The 18,753-nt window shown below is 70.3% G+C and carries 10 protein-coding genes, 1 tRNA gene and 1 pseudogene; 10 read left to right on the top strand and 2 right to left on the bottom strand.

All coding sequences use genetic code 11. The annotated features are described in order from the left end of the window. Window positions 1–313 precede the first annotated feature (313 nt). A tRNA-Thr gene (locus tag ACIQGQ_RS28895) sits at window positions 314–386 on the top strand. A 63-nt stretch (window positions 387–449) separates the two neighbouring features. On the opposite strand, the gene ACIQGQ_RS28890 is transcribed toward ACIQGQ_RS28895, so the two are convergent. Then, window positions 450–3,095 (bottom strand): SpoIIE family protein phosphatase, encoded by a 2,646-nt coding sequence (locus tag ACIQGQ_RS28890; protein WP_402400920.1) that lies wholly within the window; start codon window positions 3,093–3,095, stop codon window positions 450–452. 399 nt (window positions 3,096–3,494) lie between these two features. Here ACIQGQ_RS28890 and ACIQGQ_RS28885 point away from each other — a divergent pair, with 399 nt between their 5' ends. The 9 genes and pseudogenes from ACIQGQ_RS28885 to ACIQGQ_RS28845 all read left to right on the top strand — a co-directional run. Continuing rightward, window positions 3,495–8,909 carry a HAMP domain-containing protein gene (locus tag ACIQGQ_RS28885; protein WP_402400918.1) on the top strand — a complete coding sequence of 1,805 codons (5,415 nt, stop codon included), beginning with the start codon at window positions 3,495–3,497 and terminating at the stop codon, window positions 8,907–8,909. A gap of 244 nt (window positions 8,910–9,153) precedes the next feature. Continuing rightward, entirely contained in the window at window positions 9,154–9,828 is a 675-nt protein-coding gene (locus ACIQGQ_RS28880) for a two-component system response regulator (RefSeq protein ID WP_402400915.1), read from the top strand. A 229-nt stretch (window positions 9,829–10,057) separates the two neighbouring features. Beyond that, the gene (locus tag ACIQGQ_RS28875; RefSeq protein WP_402400912.1) at window positions 10,058–12,844 is read left to right on the top strand and encodes a DNA translocase FtsK; all 2,787 of its coding nucleotides are present in this window, start codon (window positions 10,058–10,060) and stop codon (window positions 12,842–12,844) included. Window positions 12,845–13,092: 248 nt separating this feature from the next. Next, window positions 13,093–13,893 carry a RodZ domain-containing protein gene (locus ACIQGQ_RS28870; protein WP_366296852.1) on the top strand — a complete coding sequence of 267 codons (801 nt, stop codon included), beginning with the start codon at window positions 13,093–13,095 and terminating at the stop codon, window positions 13,891–13,893. A 146-nt stretch (window positions 13,894–14,039) separates the two neighbouring features. Further along, window positions 14,040–15,509: a 30S ribosomal protein S12 methylthiotransferase RimO gene (gene rimO / locus ACIQGQ_RS28865; protein ID WP_402400909.1), complete on the top strand. Its 1,470-nt coding sequence runs from the start codon at window positions 14,040–14,042 to the stop codon at window positions 15,507–15,509. Next, the gene (gene pgsA, locus ACIQGQ_RS28860) at window positions 15,506–16,189 is read left to right on the top strand and encodes a CDP-diacylglycerol--glycerol-3-phosphate 3-phosphatidyltransferase (protein WP_366296850.1); all 684 of its coding nucleotides are present in this window, start codon (window positions 15,506–15,508) and stop codon (window positions 16,187–16,189) included. Before rimO ends, pgsA begins: the two co-directional genes overlap by 4 nt. Then, on the top strand, window positions 16,186–16,695 hold the full coding sequence (locus ACIQGQ_RS28855; RefSeq protein WP_366296849.1) for a CinA family protein: 510 nt from the start codon (window positions 16,186–16,188) through the stop codon (window positions 16,693–16,695). Before pgsA ends, ACIQGQ_RS28855 begins: the two co-directional genes overlap by 4 nt. Before the next feature lie 109 nt (window positions 16,696–16,804). Continuing rightward, window positions 16,805–17,188 (top strand): helix-turn-helix transcriptional regulator, encoded by a 384-nt coding sequence (locus ACIQGQ_RS28850; protein ID WP_366296848.1) that lies wholly within the window; start codon window positions 16,805–16,807, stop codon window positions 17,186–17,188. Window positions 17,189–17,551: 363 nt separating this feature from the next. Beyond that, window positions 17,552–17,800 (top strand): annotated as a pseudogene (locus ACIQGQ_RS28845) (hypothetical protein); the annotation flags it as partial. Window positions 17,801–17,927: 127 nt separating this feature from the next. Here ACIQGQ_RS28845 and ACIQGQ_RS28840 read toward each other — a convergent pair. After that, window positions 17,928–18,746, bottom strand: coding sequence for an SDR family NAD(P)-dependent oxidoreductase (locus tag ACIQGQ_RS28840; protein ID WP_402400904.1), 819 nt, complete (start codon window positions 18,744–18,746; stop codon window positions 17,928–17,930). Window positions 18,747–18,753 lie beyond the last annotated feature (7 nt).

Here is an 18,753-nt window from a genome sequence, read left to right as displayed (position 1 = left end):
TGTGGGAGAGTAGGACGCCGCCGAACTTCTTTTACGGGAAAGCCCCGTGTCTCTTGTGGACACGGGGCTTTTCTGCGTTTACCCACCACTTCCCCGGGAGTTGTGGCGGTCGGGTCCCGGTTCCGTGTCGGCGTGGATCGATGCCGGGCCGACCGGCGGGGCGCCGGCCGGTTGGTGCGGCTCCGACCAGGGCAGCGCGGCACCTACCGAGGCCGTGAGAGCCATGAGGGCCCGTCAGAGTCTCCCTCGGACAGCGATTTTGACCATCCCTGAGTTCAGGGTATGCTTTAGCTCGTTGCCGCAGGGCAGCAAGGCCCCAATAGCTCAGTCGGTAGAGCGTCTCCATGGTAAGGAGAAGGTCTGCGGTTCGATTCCGCATTGGGGCTCAGAAGAAGAGGAAAGGCCCCCGCCAGTTGGCGGGGGCCTTTCTCGTTGGTATCCGGACCGGGCTATGCGGCAGGCGGTTCCGGCACACGCATGGCGAGGATGGCCATGTCGTCCGAGGCGGGCTCGGCGGCGAAGCGCTCCACCGCCCGCAGAATGCGCGCGGCCACCGCACCCGCTGTAAGGCCGGTGCAGGTCGCCAGAACGTCCGCCAGGCCGTCGTCGCCCAGCATGCGGGAGCCCTCACGCCGTTCTGTGATGCCGTCGGTGACACAGAGGAGCACGTCGCCGGGGGCGAGGGTGACCGTCTGCTCGTACAGTTCGAGGTCGTCGATGACGCCGAGGAGGGGCTGGGGCTCGGCCGCCGCCTCGACCGAGCCGTCCTGGCGCAGACGCAGCGGGAGCGGGTGCCCCGCACAGACCACCTTCAGCAGGGCGCTGCCGTCCTCCTGGGGCCACAGCTCGCCGTACAGCAGAGTCAGGAAGCGGCTGCGGGAGCCCTCGTCGAGGATGGCCGCGTTGAGACGCTCCAGGACGGCGGGGCCGCCGAAGCCCTCGCGGGCCAGCAGACGCAGCGCATGCCGGGCGAGGCCTGTGACGGCCGCGGCCTGCGGACCTGTACCGCATACGTCGCCGATGGCGAAGCCGTAGGCGCCGTCACGGATCGGGAAGACGTCGTAGAAGTCACCGCCGACCTCGTTGCCCTCGCCGGCCGCCCGGTAGATGACCTCGATCTCGACATTGGGGATCTCCGGCAGTCCCGGCGGCAGCAGACTGCGCTGGAGGGACTGGCTGATCGCCATGCGCTCCGAGTAGAGGCGGGCGTTGTCCAGCGCCAGTGCGGCACGGCGGGAGAGATCCTCGGCCAGCTCCAGGATCTCCTGGCGGAAATGGTCGTCGGACGGTTTGCCGAGCGTGAGCATGCCGATGACGCGGTTACGGGCCACCAGCGGCAGCACGACCGTCTCACCGCCCACGGCGGCCGCGGTGGCCAGCGTCGTACGGACATCGGGGCCGAGCCTGCCCGGTTCGCCGAGCCGACTGTTCTCGGCGAGGCCGAGTGTGCGCATCGAACCGCGCAGCGCCGCCTGGTGCGCGGCTTCGGACGGGGCGGTCCAGACCCGGACGCCGGGCGTCGGTACGGGCTCCGGCGGCGGGATACGGGAGAGCAGGGCCTTGAGGCCGTCGATGCGGTCCTCGTCCTCGTGGAGAACGTAGGAGAGGTCCGGCTCGGAGACCTGGTCGGCGATCGTGTAGACGGCGCACCAGGTGGCCAGGGTCGGCACCGTCATCTGGGCCATCAGCGCCAGCGTCTGGTCCCGGTCGAGGGTTCCGGCGAGCAGATCGGAGGCTTCCACCAGGAACGACAGCGAACCGCGGCGGAGCCGCTCCAGCTCGCCGAGGCGGGCCGACTCGACGGCCAGCGCGATCCGGTCGGCGGCGAACTGGAGGCGCAGGGCCTCCTCGTTCGTGTACCGGCCGGCCGCCTCTGCGGCCACCCCGAGCGAGCCCGTGAGCCGGCCCTCGACCTTCAGCGGGACGGTGACGACGGAACGCATGCCGGTGCCCGCGAGGAGCGGAACGGCGCCCGGAACGTTGTCGAGGTCCTCGTGGACGGCGGGCATCCGGGCGGAGCCGTACCGTCCGGTGCCGGCCTCCACCGGCACCCGGGCGAAGCGCTGACGGGCGGAGGGCAGGCCCGTGGTGGCCCGTACCTCCAGCTCCGTCTCGTCGTCCGTGGCCAGCAGGAGGAAGGCGGCGTCGGCGTCGAGCATGTCGCGGGCGCGCTCGACCGTGCGCTGGAGCAGGCCGTCGAGGTCGTCGGGGGCCGGGGAGCCGATGAAGATCTCGAACGGGTCGGTCTTGCCGCTCTCGGCTGCTGTGTCGGAGACCGGGGCGCGGGGCGGCGACTGGAGCACGGCGCGTTCGTAGTCGCGGACGAGCAGGCAGACCGTCGACGGCTCGCCGTTCGTGTCACGGATCCTGAGGTGCGAGGCGTAGACGGGGACGACCCGGCCGTCGACATCACGGATCCCGTAACTTCCCTCCCAGCGCGAGAGCTGGAGGGCGTCGGCGATACCGGTGCTGGTGCCGGGGGTCTGGGGCCAAGCGGTGAAGTCCGTGAACTGTTTTCCGCCGACCTGTTCGGCGGTATGGCCGAAAAGGTACGCCGCATCCTCGTTCCAGGAGGCGATGGCGCCGGTGCCGTCGATCTGGACGACCGCCACCCGGACCCGCTCGTCGGCGACCGGCAGCAGCCCCACGGGGAGCAGCGGGCCGGCCGAGCGGATGCCGACCGGGCGTTCCGGCAGGTCGAGCTGGAACCAGACGTGCTTGCGGGCGGGTGAGTACTCGACGCCCCAGCGGGTGGCGAGCGCCGCGCAGAGCAGCAGCCCGCGACCGCCTTCGCGGTCCGGGCTGCCGAATTCCGGACCGGCGCCCTGGAGCGGGATCTCACGTTCCGGATAGTGGTCGGAGACCTCGATGCGCACACCGTCCTCGGTGCGCAGGCAGAGGACGTCCGCGGCGGTGCCCGCGTGGATCACGGCATTGGTGACCAGCTCGCTGGTGAGGACGACCGCGTCGTCGACGACGTCCGTGTAGCCCCACCCCTGGAGGGTGTCGCGCACGAAGGCGCGGGCGGTCGCGACAGAGCGTCCGACCGGGTCGAAGGTGGCGGCCGCACGCGCGGTGATCACAGCACTCCCCATTGGTGTCTCGTCGCTTCCCCGAGTCCTGTGCCCGTTTCTCGCCGCTTCGATACGCCTGCCAGGCTAGACGCTCGTTCCCGGTACCGGGTACACGAGGGGCGAGTTCGGACAGGAGCGAACGGAACGGGCCGCTGACCGGACAAGTGTGGGCTTCCTGGTGGAGCGGTGCGGGGCGACGTCCGGAGGTCGCACCCCTGCGGAGGCGCGCCTGGTACGTTTCAACGATTTGACGTCCCCATGGTCACCCGTCGACGGTGGGCTGTGGCGGTGAGCCAAAACAGAACTGGGCAAGCTCCCAGTTACGGCCCGAGCGATACGGTCAACCCCTGCGGGAGGGACACGGTGGAGTCTGGCACGGCGGCGCGGGGCAGGAACACGCGCACAAAAGGCGGACAGTCCGTGAGGAAACAGCGCCATGGAACCATCGACGTCGACGTGGCGGCGCTCAACAGACTGCTGGCCGGTCTGGTGGCGATGCGCGACGGGAACTTCCGCAGGCGTCTGACCGTCTCGGGCGACGGCGTGATGGCGGAGATCGCCGCGGTCTTCAACGAGGTCGCGGACCGTAATCTGCACCTCACCGGTGAGCTGGCCAGGGTGCGGCGGGTGGTCGGGCGCGAGGGCAAGCTGACCGAGCGGCTGGAGCCGGGTGCCTGCGAGGGCTCCTGGGCCGCCGCGATCGACGCCTCCAACGAGCTGGTCGACGATCTGGCCCGCCCGGTCTCGGAGGTCGGACGGGTGCTGTCGGCGGTGGCCGACGGCGATCTCGAACAGCGGATGGAGCTGAGGTCGCACACCTCCGACGAAACGGTACGGCCGTTGCGCGGCGAGTTCCTGAAGGTCGCCCGTACGGTCAACAGCCTCGTCGACCAGCTGTCCGCGTTCACCGAGCAGGTGACCCGGGTCGCGGTCGAGGTGGGCACCGAGGGGAAGCTGGGCGGCCAGGCCCAGGTGCGCGGGATGTCCGGGTCCTGGAAGGACCTCACGGACTCCGTGAACACCATGGCGCACCGGCTGACCCTGCAGGTGCGGGACATCGCGCTGGTCACCACGGCGGTGGCCAAGGGCGACCTGTCGCGGAAGGTCACCGTCGATGTGGCCGGTGAGATGCTCCAGCTCAAGAACACCGTGAACACGATGGTCGACCAGCTGTCGTCGTTCTCCTCCGAGGTGACCCGCGTCGCCCGTGAGGTGGGTACGGAGGGCGAGCTCGGCGGGCAGGCCGAGGTGCCGGGCGTGGCCGGGGTCTGGAAGGACCTGACCGACTCCGTCAACACGATGGCGGGCAACCTCACCTCCCAGGTGCGCGGGATCGCGGAGGTGACGACGGCGGTCGCCAACGGGGACCTCTCCCAGAAGGTCACGGTGAGCGCCCGAGGCGAGGTCGCGCAGCTCGCCGAGACCATCAACCAGATGACCGCCACGCTTCGGCTCTTCGCCGACGAGGTGACCCGGGTGGCCAGCGAGGTCGGCGGCCAGGGCCGGCTGGGCGGTCAGGCGAAGGTGCCGGGGGCGGCGGGGACCTGGAAGGACCTGACCGACTCGGTGAACACGGTCTTCCGGAACCTGACGACGCAGGTGCGGGACATCGCGCAGGTGACCACGGCGGTGGCCAATGGTGACCTGTCGCAGAAGGTCACCGTGGACGTCGCGGGCGAGATGCTCTCGCTGAAGAACACCGTGAACACGATGGTGGCCCAGCTCCAGGCGTTCGGTTCGGAAGTGACCCGGGTGGCCCGCGAGGTCGGTGTCGAGGGCCGGCTGGGCGGTCAGGCCGAGGTGCCGGGGGCGGCGGGAACGTGGAAGGACCTGACCGACTCGGTGAACGCGGCGTTCCGCAACCTCACGGGGCAGGTGCGGGACATCGCGCAGGTGACGACCGCGGTGGCCAATGGTGATCTGTCGCAGAAGGTCACCGTGGACGTCGCGGGCGAGATGCTGGAGCTGAAGAACACCGTCAACACCATGGTGGCGCAGCTGTCGAGCTTCGCCGACCAGGTGACGCGGATGGCGCGGGACGTGGGTACGGAGGGGCGGCTCGGCGGTCAGGCCCAGGTGGAGGGGGTCTCGGGCACCTGGCGCGAGCTCACCGACTCCGTCAACTTCATGGCCGGGAACCTCACCTCCCAGGTCCGCCAGATCGCCCAGGTGACCACGGCGGTGGCGCAGGGCGACCTGTCGCAGAAGATCGATGTGGACGCGCGCGGGGAGATCCTGGAGCTGAAGAACACCATCAACACGATGGTCGACCAGCTCTCCGCCTTCGCCGAGCAGGTGACGAGGGTCGCCCGCGAGGTCGGCACCGACGGACGGCTGGGCGGCCAGGCTCAGGTACCGGGTGTGGCCGGGGTGTGGCGTGACCTGACCGATTCGGTGAACGGTATGGCGGGGAACCTGACCGCTCAGGTCCGTAACATCGCGCAGGTTGCCACGGCGGTGGCACGCGGTGATCTGTCGCAGAAGATCGATGTGGATGCCCGGGGCGAGATCCTGGAGCTGAAGAACACCATCAACACGATGGTCGACCAGCTGTCGAACTTTGCCGAGCAGGTGACGCGGGTCGCCCGTGAGGTGGGCACGGAGGGCATGCTCGGTGGTCAGGCCGAGGTGCAGGGGGTGTCCGGTACGTGGAAGGACCTGACCCAGTCCGTCAACCGGATGGCGAACAACCTGACCATCCAGGTCCGCAACATCGCCGAGGTCACCACCGCGGTCGCCAACGGCGACCTCTCCAAGAAGATCACCGTCGACGCCCGGGGCGAGATCCTCGAACTGGTCACGACCGTCAACACGATGGTCGACCAACTGCTCAACTTCGCCGACGAAGTGACGCGCGTGGCACGCGAGGTGGGTACGGAGGGCATCCTCGGGGGCCAGGCGCGGGTGCCGGGGGCGACCGGTATCTGGAAGGACCTGAGCGACAACGTCAACCTGATGGCCAGCAACCTGACCAGTCAGGTGCGGAACATCTCCCGGGTCTCCTCGGCGGTCGCCAACGGCGATCTGCGGAAGAAGGTCACGGTCAAGGCGCGCGGCGAGGTCGCCGAGCTCGCGGACACCGTCAACACGATGGTCACGACGCTGTCGTCGTTCGCGGACGAGGTGACGCGGGTCGCCCGCGAGGTGGGTACGGAGGGCGAGCTGGGCGGCCAGGCGCGGGTGCCCGGGGTCTCCGGGACCTGGAAGGACCTCACCGAGTCGGTGAACTCGATGGCGTCCAACCTGACCGGACAGGTGCGCCAGATCGCCACGGTCACCACCGCCATCGCCAAGGGCGACCTCACGAAGAAGATCGACATCGATGCCCGGGGCGAGATCCTGGAGCTGAAGAACACCATCAACACGATGGTCGACCAGCTGTCGAGCTTCGCGGACCAGGTCACCCGGGTCGCCCGCGAGGTGGGCACGGAGGGACAGCTGGGCGGTCAGGCGCGGGTCAGGGACGTCGACGGCACCTGGCGCGATCTCACCGAGTCGGTGAACGAGATGGCCGGGAACCTCACCCGTCAGGTGCGGGCCATCGCGGCGGTGGCCACCGCCGTGACCCGGGGCGATCTCAATCTGAAGATCGACGTGGACTCGGCGGGTGAGATCCAGGCCCTCCAGGACAACATCAACACCATGATCGCCAACCTCCGCGACACCACGGCGACCAACAAGGAACAGGACTGGCTCAAGGGCAACCTCGCCCGGATCTCCGGTCTGATGCAGGGCCGCCGCGATCTGGACGACGTGGCCTCGCTGATCATGAGCGAGCTGACGCCGGTCGTCTCCGCCCAGCACGGCGCGTTCTTCCTGGCCATGCCGACCGGGGACACCGCGGTGGGCGCGGACAGCGAGGAGGAGGGCTCGTACGAGCTCCGGATGCGGGGCAGCTACGGCTATTCGGCGGGCTCGATGCCCACCTCGTTCCGGCCCGGCGAGACGCTCATCGGGACGGCCGCCGAGGAGAAGCGGACCATCCAGGTGGACAACGTGCCGCCGGGGTACCTGAAGATCGCCTCCGGACTGGGGGAGGCGCCGCCCGCACACGTGATCGTGCTGCCGGTCCTCTTCGAGGGGAAGGTGCTGGGCGTGATCGAGCTGGCGTCGTTCCAGCCGTTCACCCACATCCAGCGCGATTTCCTCAACCAGCTCGCCGAAATGATCGCGACGAGCGTCAACACCATCAGCGTCAATACGAAGACCGAGAAACTCCTCGAACAGTCGCAGGAACTGGCCGTGCAATTGCGGGACCGCTCCCAGGAGTTGGAGAACCGGCAGAAGGCGTTGCAGGCGTCCAACGCGGAACTGGAGGACAAGGCCGAACTGCTGGCCAGGCAGAACCGCGACATCGAGGTCAAGAACACCGAGATCGAGGAGGCCCGGCAGATCCTGGAGGAGCGCGCCGAGCAGCTCGCGGTCTCGATGCGCTACAAGTCCGAGTTCCTGGCAAATATGTCGCACGAGCTGCGTACGCCGCTGAACTCGCTGCTCATCCTGGCCAAGCTGCTCGCGGACAACGCCGAGGGAAATCTCTCGCCGAAGCAGGTGGAATTCGCCGAGACGATCCACGGGGCCGGTTCCGATCTGCTCCAGCTGATCAACGACATTCTCGATCTGACGAAGGTCGAGGCGGGCAAGATGGACGTCAGCCTGACCCGGATCGCGCTGGTCCAGCTGGTGGACTACGTGGAGGCGACATTCCGGCCGCTGACCGCGGAGAAGGGGCTCGACTTCTCCGTCCGGGTGTCGCCGGAACTGCCCGCGACGCTGCGCACGGATGAACAGCGGCTCTTGCAGGTGCTGAGGAACCTGCTCTCCAACGCGGTGAAATTCACCGACAGCGGGACGGTGGAGCTGGTGATCCGGCTCGCCAACGAGGACGTGCCGCACGCCATCCGGGAGCAGCTCCTGGAGGCCGGTTCGCTGCAGGACGCGAGTGCCGATCTGATGGCGTTCTCGGTCACCGACACCGGTATCGGGATCGCGTCCAGCAAGATGCTGGTGATCTTCGAGGCGTTCAAGCAGGCGGACGGCACGACCAGCCGCAAGTACGGGGGCACGGGGCTCGGGCTGTCCATCAGCCGGGAGATCGCCCGGCTGCTGGGCGGCGAGATCCACGCCGCGAGCGAACCGGGCCGCGGCTCGACGTTCACGCTGTATCTGCCGCTGCATCCGCGGGAGTTGCCGCAGCCGGGCTACCCGCAGCCCGGTGAGACGGCCGGGGAAGGGCTGCCGCCGGAGTCCGGCGTGGCGATCGAGCCGGCGGCCCCGTCCTCCGGTTCGGGCGCGGCCGGTGTCTCCGGGCTGATGCGGCGCCGTCGCAAGAGCCTGGAGAGCGCGGAGCGTCGGCCGGCCCTGCCGTCACCGTCGAGGGGAGCGGCGCCGTCGGCACCGCAGGAGCCCTGGGAGCTCGCCCCGCAGGAGGAGCCCGAGGCGCGCCGGACGTTCGGGTTCCGCAGCGAGAAGGTGCTCATCGTCGACGACGACATCCGCAACGTCTTCGCGCTCACCAGCGTGCTCGAACAGCACGGCCTCACGGTGCTCTACGCGGAGAACGGGCGGGTGGGGATCGAGGTCCTGGAGCAGCACGACGACGTGGCGGTGGTCCTGATGGACATCATGATGCCGGAGATGGACGGCTATGCCACGACGACGGCGATCCGCCGGATGCCGCAGTTCGCCGGGTTGCCGATCGTCGCGTTGACGGCGAAGGCGATGAAGGGTGACCGGGAGAAGGCGATCGAATCCGGCGCCTCCGACTATGTCACCAAGCCCGTCGACCCTGATCACCTTCTTTCTGTAATGGAGCAGTGGATGCATGGGAAGTGATCATTTATTGGACGAATCACGATGAGTTGCTGATCGACTGTGCCCGCACGGGTGTGGGAAGGCGCTGTACGGGGAACCTTCTGGTCCCCCACCGCGTTTCTGCTGTGTGCACAGTGACATCGCGGTGACAGGGTGTGGCGACGGGCGGGGTGCGGCTACCATGACCGGCACAAGGACGGACGGCGCAACGGAGTCGTCCCCTGGGGCGGCGCCCGGTGCATTTCCGGGGCGAGGAGGACGGGCCATGGTGCAGAAGGCCAAGATCCTCCTGGTCGATGACCGACCGGAGAATCTGCTGGCGCTGGAGGCCATTCTCTCCGCGCTCGATCAGACCCTGGTCCGGGCATCGTCAGGGGAGGAGGCGCTCAAAGCGCTGCTCACGGACGATTTCGCGGTCATTCTGCTGGACGTGCAGATGCCGGGCATGGACGGTTTCGAGACTGCCGCGCACATCAAGCGGCGGGAACGGACCCGGGACATCCCGATCATCTTCCTCACCGCGATCAACCATGGCCCGCACCACACCTTCCGGGGCTACGCGGCCGGCGCGGTGGACTACATCTCGAAGCCGTTCGACCCATGGGTGCTGCGGGCCAAGGTCTCGGTCTTCGTTGAGCTGTACATGAAGAACTGCCAGCTGCGTGAGCAGGCGGCGCTGCTCCGGCTCCAGCTGGAGGGCGACGGAGGCGATCCGGGCCGGGAGAAGGAGCCCACGGGGCTGCTCGCCGAGCTCTCGGCACGGCTCGCGGCCGTGGAGGAGCAGGCCGAGGCGCTCTCCAAACAGCTCGACGACGAGTCGGCGGACGCCGCCGCGGTGGCGACCGCCGCCCACCTGGAGCGCAAACTGACCGGGCTGCGCCGGGCGCTCGACGCCCTGGAGCCCGGCACCGGCAGCAGCGCGGCGGCGCTGCCCTCGTAACGGGCCGTCATGGGGTCGGCGGCCGTTGCGGCCGCGCGATTTCCGGCCGAGGGCGGGACGATTGCCCGGCCCCGGCCCAACTTCCCCTGACCCGCGACTGTTCGACGGATCGGCGATCCGGCATCCTGCGGTGAACGGGCGTCAGTTCGCGTCCTCCGCGCGGCGACACGAACGGGTGAAGCGGTGGTCGCACGTGTTAACGGCCATCAACACCGGTAACCTCGGCACCATGGCCTCACGTACGTCCGGCAAGGGTTCCCAGGGCACGGCGGGCACCGCGAAGAGCGCCGGCCGTGGCGCGGGGCCGGCCAAGAAAGCCGCGCCCGCGAAGAAGGCTGCGGCGAAGAAGACCGCGCCCGCGAAGAAGGCCCCCGCCAAGAAGACGGCGGCGAAGAAGGCGGCCCCGCCCCCACCCGCCCCGTCACCCACCAGCGGCGTCTACCGCATGGCCCGTGCCGTCTGGCTCGGCACCGCCCACGCCGTCGGCGCGATGTTCCGCGGCATAGGGCGCGGCGCCAAGGGGCTCGACCCGGCGCACCGCAAGGACGGCCTCGCACTGCTGCTCCTCGGCCTCGCGCTGATCGTCGCCGCGGGCACCTGGTCGAATCTGCGGGGGCCCGTGGGCGACCTTGTGGAGATGCTCGTCACCGGGGCCTTCGGCCGGCTCGACCTCCTCGTACCGATACTGCTCGGCATCATCGCCGTACGGCTGATCCGCCACCCCGAGAGGCCGGAGGCCAACGGCCGCATCGTGATCGGGCTCTCCGCGCTGGTCGTCGGGGTGCTCGGCCAGGTCCACATCGCGTGCGGGTCGCCCGGCCGGGAGGACGGCACCACGGCGATGCAGAACGCGGGCGGGCTCATCGGCTGGGCGGCCTCCAAGCCGCTGGTCCACACGATGGGCGAGGTCCTCGCCGTACCGCTGCTGCTGCTGCTCACCGTCTTCGGGCTGCTCGTCGTCACCGCGACGCCGGTCAACGCGATCCCGCAGCGGCTGCGGCTGCTCGGCACGAAGCTCGGCCTCATCCATCCGGAGCACGACCCCGAGGCGGACGAGGAGAGCGACGACGAGCGCTACGAGGAGCAGTGGCGCGAGGCGCTGCCCGCCCGCTCCCGCCGCTCCCCGGCGCGCCGCTCCGAGGCGCCCGCCGAGTACGACCCCGAGCAGGCCGAGGCCGAGGCGCTCTCCAAGCGCCGCCGACCGCGCAGGCCCGCCGCGCAGCCGGTGGCCAACCGCACCATGGACGCGGTGGACGTGGCGGCGGCCGCGGCGGCCGCCCTCGACGGGGCGGTGCTCAACGGCATGCCGCCCTCGCCGATCGTCGCCGACCTCACCCAGGGTGTCGCCGTCGAGCGCGAGCGCCGGGCCACGCCTCTGCCGGGCGCCAGGGAGGCCGAGCCCGGCACGGGCCCCGGCCAGGGCGACCGGGCCGGGAAGGCGGCGGCGCCCTCGGGCAGCGTGCCCGACCTGACCAAGACCGTGCCGGACTCGCAGTCCCAGCCGCTGCCCGCCCGCGCCGAGCAGCTCCAGCTCTCCGGGGACATCACCTACGCGCTGCCCTCGCTCGACCTGCTGGAGCGCGGCGGCCCCGGGAAGACCCGCAGCGCCGCCAACGACACCATCGTCGCCGCGCTGACCAACGTCTTCACCGAGTTCAAGGTCGACGCCGCCGTCACCGGCTTCACCCGCGGCCCGACGGTCACGCGCTACGAGGTCGAGCTCGGCCCCGCCGTGAAGGTCGAGCGGATCACCGCGCTCGCCAAGAACATCGCCTACGCCGTGGCCAGCCCCGACGTACGGATCATCTCCCCGATCCCCGGGAAGTCCGCGGTCGGCATCGAGATCCCCAACACGGACCGGGAGATGGTCAACCTCGGTGACGTGCTGCGCCTCGCGGACGCGGCGGAGGACGACCACCCGATGCTGGTGGCGCTCGGCAAGGACGTCGAGGGCGGCTATGTGATGGCCAACCTGGCGAAGATGCCGCACGTTCTGGTGGCCGGTGCGACCGGCTCCGGCAAGTCGTCCTGCATCAACTGCCTGATCACCTCGATCATGGTGCGGGCGACCCCGGAGGACGTCCGGATGGTGCTGGTCGACCCGAAGCGCGTCGAGCTCACCGCGTACGAGGGCATCCCGCACCTGATCACGCCGATCATCACCAACCCCAAGCGTGCCGCCGAGGCGCTCCAGTGGGTCGTGCGCGAGATGGACCTGCGGTACGACGACCTCGCCGCGTTCGGGTACCGGCACATCGACGACTTCAACCAGGCCGTCCGCAAGGGCAAGGTCAAGCCGCCCGAGGGCAGCGAGCGCGAGCTCTCCCCGTATCCGTACCTGCTGGTGATCGTCGACGAGCTCGCCGACCTGATGATGGTGGCCCCGCGCGACGTGGAGGACGCCATCGTGCGGATCACCCAACTGGCCCGCGCCGCCGGTATCCACCTGGTGCTGGCGACCCAGCGCCCCTCGGTCGACGTCGTCACCGGCCTGATCAAGGCGAACGTGCCCTCCCGGCTGGCCTTCGCGACCTCCTCGCTGGCCGACAGCCGGGTCATCCTCGACCAGCCCGGCGCCGAGAAGCTCATCGGGAAGGGCGACGGCCTGTTCCTGCCGATGGGGGCGAACAAGCCCACCCGTATGCAGGGCGCCTTCGTCACCGAGGAGGAGGTCGCCGCCATCGTCCAGCACTGCAAGGACCAGATGGCACCGGTCTTCCGTGAGGACGTGGTGGTCGGCACCGCCAAGAAGAAGGAGATCGACGAGGAGATCGGCGACGACCTGGACCTGCTCTGCCAGGCCGCCGAGCTGGTCGTCTCCACGCAGTTCGGATCGACCTCGATGCTCCAGCGCAAACTCCGCGTCGGCTTCGCGAAGGCCGGCCGGCTGATGGACCTGATGGAGTCGCGCAACATCGTCGGACCGAGCGAAGGTTCGAAGGCCCGCGACGTCCTCGTGAAACCCGACGAGCTGGACGGGGTGTTGGCGGTCATCCGCGGGGAATCCGCTCCGTAAGGGGTGCTCCGTGATTCCCGACGGGATCACAGGCCACCTCTCAGGTGAAGTACGGGCAACCCTTTGGCCGGGTCGTACGTCAACCTGGGGGGAGGGGCGGCAGAATTGTCCCTCCCGGAACGGCCCGGGGAATCGGACGACGTTCGATTCCAATGGAGGGCAAAGTGCCTCCTCCCGGTTGCCCCACCCTTTCGCAACCCCCCTAGACTGAACACCCAGCAGGTGGCTCACGCTCGAAAGGCGCCCCCGTGTCCATCGGCAACTCCCCCGAAGACGACCGGCCTTCGATCGGTCGAGCGCTCCAGCAGGCTCGTATCGCCGCAGGTCTCACGGTCGAAGAGATCAGCTCGTCCACCCGGGTGCGCATCCCCATCGTGCACGCGATCGAGGAGGACGACTTCTCCCGCTGCGGCGGCGACGTGTACGCCCGCGGCCATGTCCGTACCCTGGCGCGCGCCGTCGGCCTCGACGCGGACCAGCTGGTCGCGCAGTACGACGCGGAGCACGGCGGCCGTCCCGCGCCCACGCCCGCGGCCCCGCTGTTCGAGGCCGAACGCATCCGCTCCGAACCCCGTCGGCCGAACTGGACGGCGGCCATGGTCGCCGCGATCGTCGCCGTCGTCGGATTCGTCGGCTTCACCGCCCTGAAGGGAGGCGACGACACCCCTTCGTCCACCCAGCTCGCCGAAGGGTCGACGCCCAACACGAAGACCCCCGCGCCCAAGACCCACAAGCCCGCCGACCCGAAGCCGGCCCCGTCCGACAGCGCCATCGCCGCCGCGCCCCGGGACAAGGTCACGGTGCGGCTCGACGCCACCCAGGGCAAGAGCTGGATCTCGGCCAAGGACCACAACGGCCGGCTGCTCTTCGACGGGCTGCTGCTCCAGGGCCAGACCAAGACCTTCCAGGACCAGGAGCGGGTCGACCTCGTCCTCGGCGACGCCGGCTCGATCGAGCTCTTCGTGAACGGCAAGAAGGTCGAGGACAAGTTCCAGCCGGGCCAGGTCGAGCGGCTCTCGTACACCAAGGGCGACCCGGCGGTCGGCTGATCCGTACACGCAGCGTTTCCCCGCACGGCGACGACGTCACGGCGAGCGCCCGGCAATCTGCCGGGCGCTCGCCGCGTTCGTCACTCGGTGTGACGGGTGAACCCTGCGCGGCAGGTCGAGTGCCGGGACAAAGTAGTCTTGAGCCCATGCCCGAACGCCGTACCGTCGCCCTTGTCACTCTTGGCTGCGCCCGTAACGAGGTGGACTCGGAGGAGCTCGCAGGCCGCTTGGCAGCGGACGGCTGGGAGCTCGTCCAGGACGCCGCCGACGCGGATGTCGCCGTGGTCAACACCTGTGGATTCGTCGAGGCCGCCAAAAAGGACTCCGTCGACGCCCTCCTCGAAGCCAATGATCTGAAGGACCACGGCAGAACCCAGGCCGTGGTCGCCGTCGGCTGCATGGCCGAGCGCTACGGGAAGGACCTCGCCGAGGCCCTGCCCGAGGCGGACGGCGTCCTCGGCTTCGACGACTACGCCGACATCTCCGACCGCCTCCAGACCATCCTCAACGGCGGCATCCACGCCTCGCACACCCCGCGCGACCGCCGCAAGCTGCTGCCGATCAGCCCGGCCGAGCGGCAGGACGCCGCCGTGGCCCTGCCCGGCCACGCCCAGGAGGCCGCGCCCGCCCCCGAGGACCTTCCCGAGGGCGTGGCCCCGGTCTCCGGTCCGCGGGCGCCGCTGCGCCGGCGGCTGGGCACCAGCCCGGTCGCCTCGGTGAAGCTCGCCTCCGGCTGCGACCGCCGCTGCTCCTTCTGCGCCATCCCGTCCTTCCGGGGCTCCTTCATCTCGCGGCGCCCCTCCGACGTGCTCCAGGAGACCCGCTGGCTGGCCGAGCAGGGCGTCAAGGAGGTCATGCTCGTCTCCGAGAACAACACCTCGTACGGCAAGGACCTCGGCGACATCCGCCTGCTGGAGACGCTGCTGCCGGAGCTCGCCGACGTCGAGGGCATCGAGCGGATCAGGGTCAGCTACCTCCAGCCGGCCGAGATGCGCCCCGGCCTGATCGACGTGCTGACCTCGACGCCGAAGGTCGCGCCCTACTTCGACCTGTCCTTCCAGCACTCCGCCCCCGGGGTGCTGCGCGCGATGCGCCGCTTCGGCGACACCGACCGGTTCCTGGAGCTGCTGGACACCATCCGGAGCAAGGCGCCCGAGGCCGGTGCGCGCTCCAACTTCATCGTGGGCTTCCCCGGTGAGACCGAGGCCGACGTGGCGGAGCTGGAACGCTTCCTCACCGGCGCCCGGCTCGACGCCATCGGCGTCTTCGGCTACTCCGACGAGGAGGGCACCGAGGCGGCCGGCTACGAGAACAAGCTGGACGAGGACGTGGTCGCCGAGCGGCTGGCGCACATCTCACAGCTGGCCGAGGAGCTGACCTCGCAGCGCGCCGAGGAGCGCATCGGAGAGACGCTCCAGGTGCTCGTGGAGTCCGTGGACGACGAGGACGGCGCGGTGGGCCGTGCGGCGCACCAGGCGCCCGAGACGGACGGCCAGGTGCTGTTCACGACACGCGAGGGCCTGGTCCCCGGCCTTATGGTCGAGGCGAAGGTCGTGGGCGCCGAGGGAGTGGACCTGGTGGCCGAATGTTCCGGACGGGTGGAGGCGGCCAGATGACGGGAGTCCCGGCATCCGCGGCAGGCGGCTCCGGCGCGAAGCCGGTCCGCGGCGGCAAACTGGGTGCTGCGGCCGTCAATCAGGCCAGTCTGTGGAACATCGCCAACCTGCTCACCATGGTGCGGCTGGTGCTGGTCCCCGGCTTCGTGCTGCTGCTGCTGCACAACGGCGGGTACGACCCGGTCTGGCGGTCCTTCGCCTGGGCGGCCTTCGCCATAGCGATGATCACCGACCTGTTCGACGGCCATCTGGCGCGCACGTACAACCTGGTCACCGACTTCGGCAAGATCGCCGATCCGATCGCCGACAAGGCGATCATGGGTGCGGCGCTGATCTGCCTCTCCTACCTCGGTGACCTGCCCTGGTGGGTCACGGGAGTGATTCTCTTCCGCGAGCTCGGCATCACGGTGATGCGTTTCTGGGTGATCAGGCACGGGGTGATTCCGGCCAGCCGCGGCGGCAAGATGAAGACCCTGGCTCAGGGGACGGCCGTCGGGATGTACGTTCTGGCACTGACCGGACCGCTCGCCACACTGCGCTTCTGGGTGATGGCGGTGGCCGTCCTGCTGACGGTGCTCACCGGGCTCGACTACGTGCGCCAGGCGGTCGTCCTGCGCCGCAGGGGGCTCGCCGCCGAGCGGGCCGCCGAGGGCCGATCCCCGGCGGAGTCCGAGCGGTGACGACCGCCGCCGGGGTGCTGGCGCTGCTCGGGGAGCGGGGCGAGAGCCTCGCCGTCGCCGAGTCGCTGACCGGCGGTCTGGTCGCGGCGGAGCTGACGTCCGTGCCGGGTGCCTCGCAGTCCTTCCGGGGCTCCGTGACGGCGTACGCGACGCCGCTGAAGCGGGACGTCCTGGGGGTGGACGGAGCCCTGCTGGCGGAGCGCGGTGCGGTCGACCCGGAGGTGGCGCGACAGATGGCGGCCGGTGTGCGGCGCGTCCTGGGCGCGGACTGGGGCGTGGCGACGACGGGGGTCGCGGGCCCCGATCCGCAGGACGGCAAGGCCGTGGGCACGGTGTACGTGGCGGTCGCCGGACCGGGCGGCGCGGAGAATATCGCCGAGCTGCGGTTGAACGGCGGCCGGGCGGACATTCGTAGAGAGAGTGTGCGAAGCGCACTCACGCTGCTTTCGGTGGAACTCGGCAAGAACGCAAGGGCACAGGATACGGAAGAGAACGGGGGGAATTGATGTTTGCAGCCCTGAGTGAACACGACATCGCTCCCCGCACGGCCGCCGCGCGAGGCGGTACGGTGGGGCGTGAAGGATGCGGCTACGCGGTCCGAGGAGGGAGCCACCGATGATTCTGCTCCGTCGCCTGCTTGGTGACGTGCTGCGTCGGCAGCGCCAGCGCCAAGGCCGTACTCTGCGCGAAGTCTCCTCGTCCGCCCGAGTCTCGCTCGGCTATCTCTCCGAGGTGGAGCGGGGGCAGAAGGAGGCATCCTCCGAACTGCTCTCCGCCATTTGCGACGCGCTTGACGTACGGATGTCCGAGCTCATGCGTGAAGTGAGCGATGAGCTGTCGCTGGCCGAACTGGCCGAGTCGGCAGCAGCCAGCGATCCGGTCACCGTGCCGGTGCGGCCCATGCTCAATTCCGTCTCCGTGACCTCGGTGGCCGGTGTGCCGTCGGGGCGGGTGACCATCAAGGCGCCCGCGGAAGCGGTGGATGTCGTCGCCGCCTGACCTCTTCGGTCCGGTGGGCAGTGGAAGCCCCGGTCGTCCCCGATGGACGGCCGGGGCTTCCGTGCGTCCGACGGGCGCCCGTGTTCCCCGGGATGCGTCCGATCCTCCGGGACGGAACCGCTCTGGATGCGGTACGGGGGCTGCCGGGTGAGACTGCGGGGAGCGGAACACCGGCCCGGCAGGACCGCGGTCCGGCGAGCCGGCATCCCTGGCGGGCGTGCGTCGGCCCTGGATACGCCCGGATCGCGCCGGTGGGACGCCGAGCGCCCTCCCGTGGGGTGGGCCTGCCGTCCTAGGGTCTGAACGTCGCCCGGCGGGCGGCGGTGCGACGACGGGCCCCGGGCTCGGCCGGAGGAGGCAGCCATGGTGCGGCGATGGGGGCCGGCGCTCGTGTGCGGCGGAGTGTGGTGGTGGGCCGTGCTGCGGCTCGTGCTGGACCCGGCGGATGCGGGGCTCGTCGAGGGCGCGGTGGTGGCGGGGGGCTGGGGGCTGAGCCTGCTGCCGGTGCACGTGGCCGCGACCGCCGGGCCCGCGCGGGCGGGAGCGGGCGGCCGGTGGGGGGCCGGGCTGCTGCGGGGTGCCGAGTGGGCGCTGCGGGCCGCCCGGGGGCGGGGTGCGGAGCGGGGCGTGGACGTACGAGGGCCGGACGGGGCCGTCGAGGGGCGGCAGAGTGCGGGCAGTGGTGCCGGGGAGCGGGCGACGGACCGGGCGCTGCGGGGTGCGGACAGGGCGCTGAAGGCTACCAGGGCATGGCTACGCCGCCGTTCGGGCGGAGGATCTGGCCGGTCATGAAGGCCGAGGCGTCGGATGCCAGGTGGAGCACGGTGTGGGCCACGTCCTCCGGTTCGCCCACCCGCCCGAGTGGTGAGAGCCGCGCCATCGTCGCTTCCACCCGCTGTCGCTGCCCGGCGTCGTGGCGGGCGGTCATGGGCGTACGGATCCAGCCCGGGGCGACGGTGTTGACCCGGATCGCGTGCGGCCCCAGCTCGGTGGCGAGGGTCTTCGTCAGCTGGACGACCGCCGCCTTGGCGACGCTGTAGCAGAGCAGGCCCGGACCGGAGGAGTCGACGGCCCCTGAGGCCATCGTGATCAGTGAGCCGGGGGCATCACGCTCGATCATGGAACGGGCCACTTCCTGGCAGGCGTACAGGACGCCCTTGAAGTTGACCGCGAGGACACGGTCGAGGTCCTCGTCCGAGGTCTCCAGGACGCTGCTCGTGTGCATGATCCCGGCGACGGCCGCCAGGATGTCGACGGCGCCCGCCGACGCCACCGCCGCCCGGACCTGGTCGCGGTCGGTGACATCGAGGACATGGACATGGGCCCGTGCCGCGCCGTCCGCCCCGGTGATCAGCCGCTGGGTCTCCCGCAGCCCCTTCTCGTCGGTGTCCGCGCAGTGCACGTCGGCACCCGCGGCTGCCAGCAGGACGGCGCAGGCCCGGCCGATGCCGCCCGCCGCGCCGGTGACGAACGCGGAGCGGCCGGTGAGGTCGTACACGGCGCGGCTCGGGGGAGGGGGCGTGGAGCGGGCTGCGGGCGGGGGTGTGGGAGGGGGCATGACCGGA

It is taken from the genome of Streptomyces sp. NPDC092952, from assembly GCF_044754785.1.
Lineage (GTDB): Bacteria > Actinomycetota > Actinomycetes > Streptomycetales > Streptomycetaceae > Streptomyces.
This window is presented reverse-complemented; position numbering and strand designations above follow the sequence as displayed.

What these genes read in the sequence shown, in the direction of transcription:
- ACIQGQ_RS28850 (WP_366296848.1), top strand. Translation starts at nt 16,805, where the DNA reads ATGATTCTGCTCCGTCGCCTGCTTGGTGACGTGCTGCGTCGGCAGCGC.
- pgsA (WP_366296850.1), top strand. Translation starts at nt 15,506, where the DNA reads ATGACGGGAGTCCCGGCATCCGCGGCAGGCGGCTCCGGCGCGAAGCCG.
- rimO (WP_402400909.1), top strand. Translation starts at nt 14,040, where the DNA reads ATGCCCGAACGCCGTACCGTCGCCCTTGTCACTCTTGGCTGCGCCCGT.
- ACIQGQ_RS28880 (WP_402400915.1), top strand. Translation starts at nt 9,154, where the DNA reads ATGGTGCAGAAGGCCAAGATCCTCCTGGTCGATGACCGACCGGAGAAT.
- ACIQGQ_RS28840 (WP_402400904.1), bottom strand. Translation starts at nt 18,746, where the DNA reads ATGCCCCCTCCCACACCCCCGCCCGCAGCCCGCTCCACGCCCCCTCCC.
- ACIQGQ_RS28890 (WP_402400920.1), bottom strand. Translation starts at nt 3,095, where the DNA reads ATGGGGAGTGCTGTGATCACCGCGCGTGCGGCCGCCACCTTCGACCCG.
- ACIQGQ_RS28875 (WP_402400912.1), top strand. Translation starts at nt 10,058, where the DNA reads ATGGCCTCACGTACGTCCGGCAAGGGTTCCCAGGGCACGGCGGGCACC.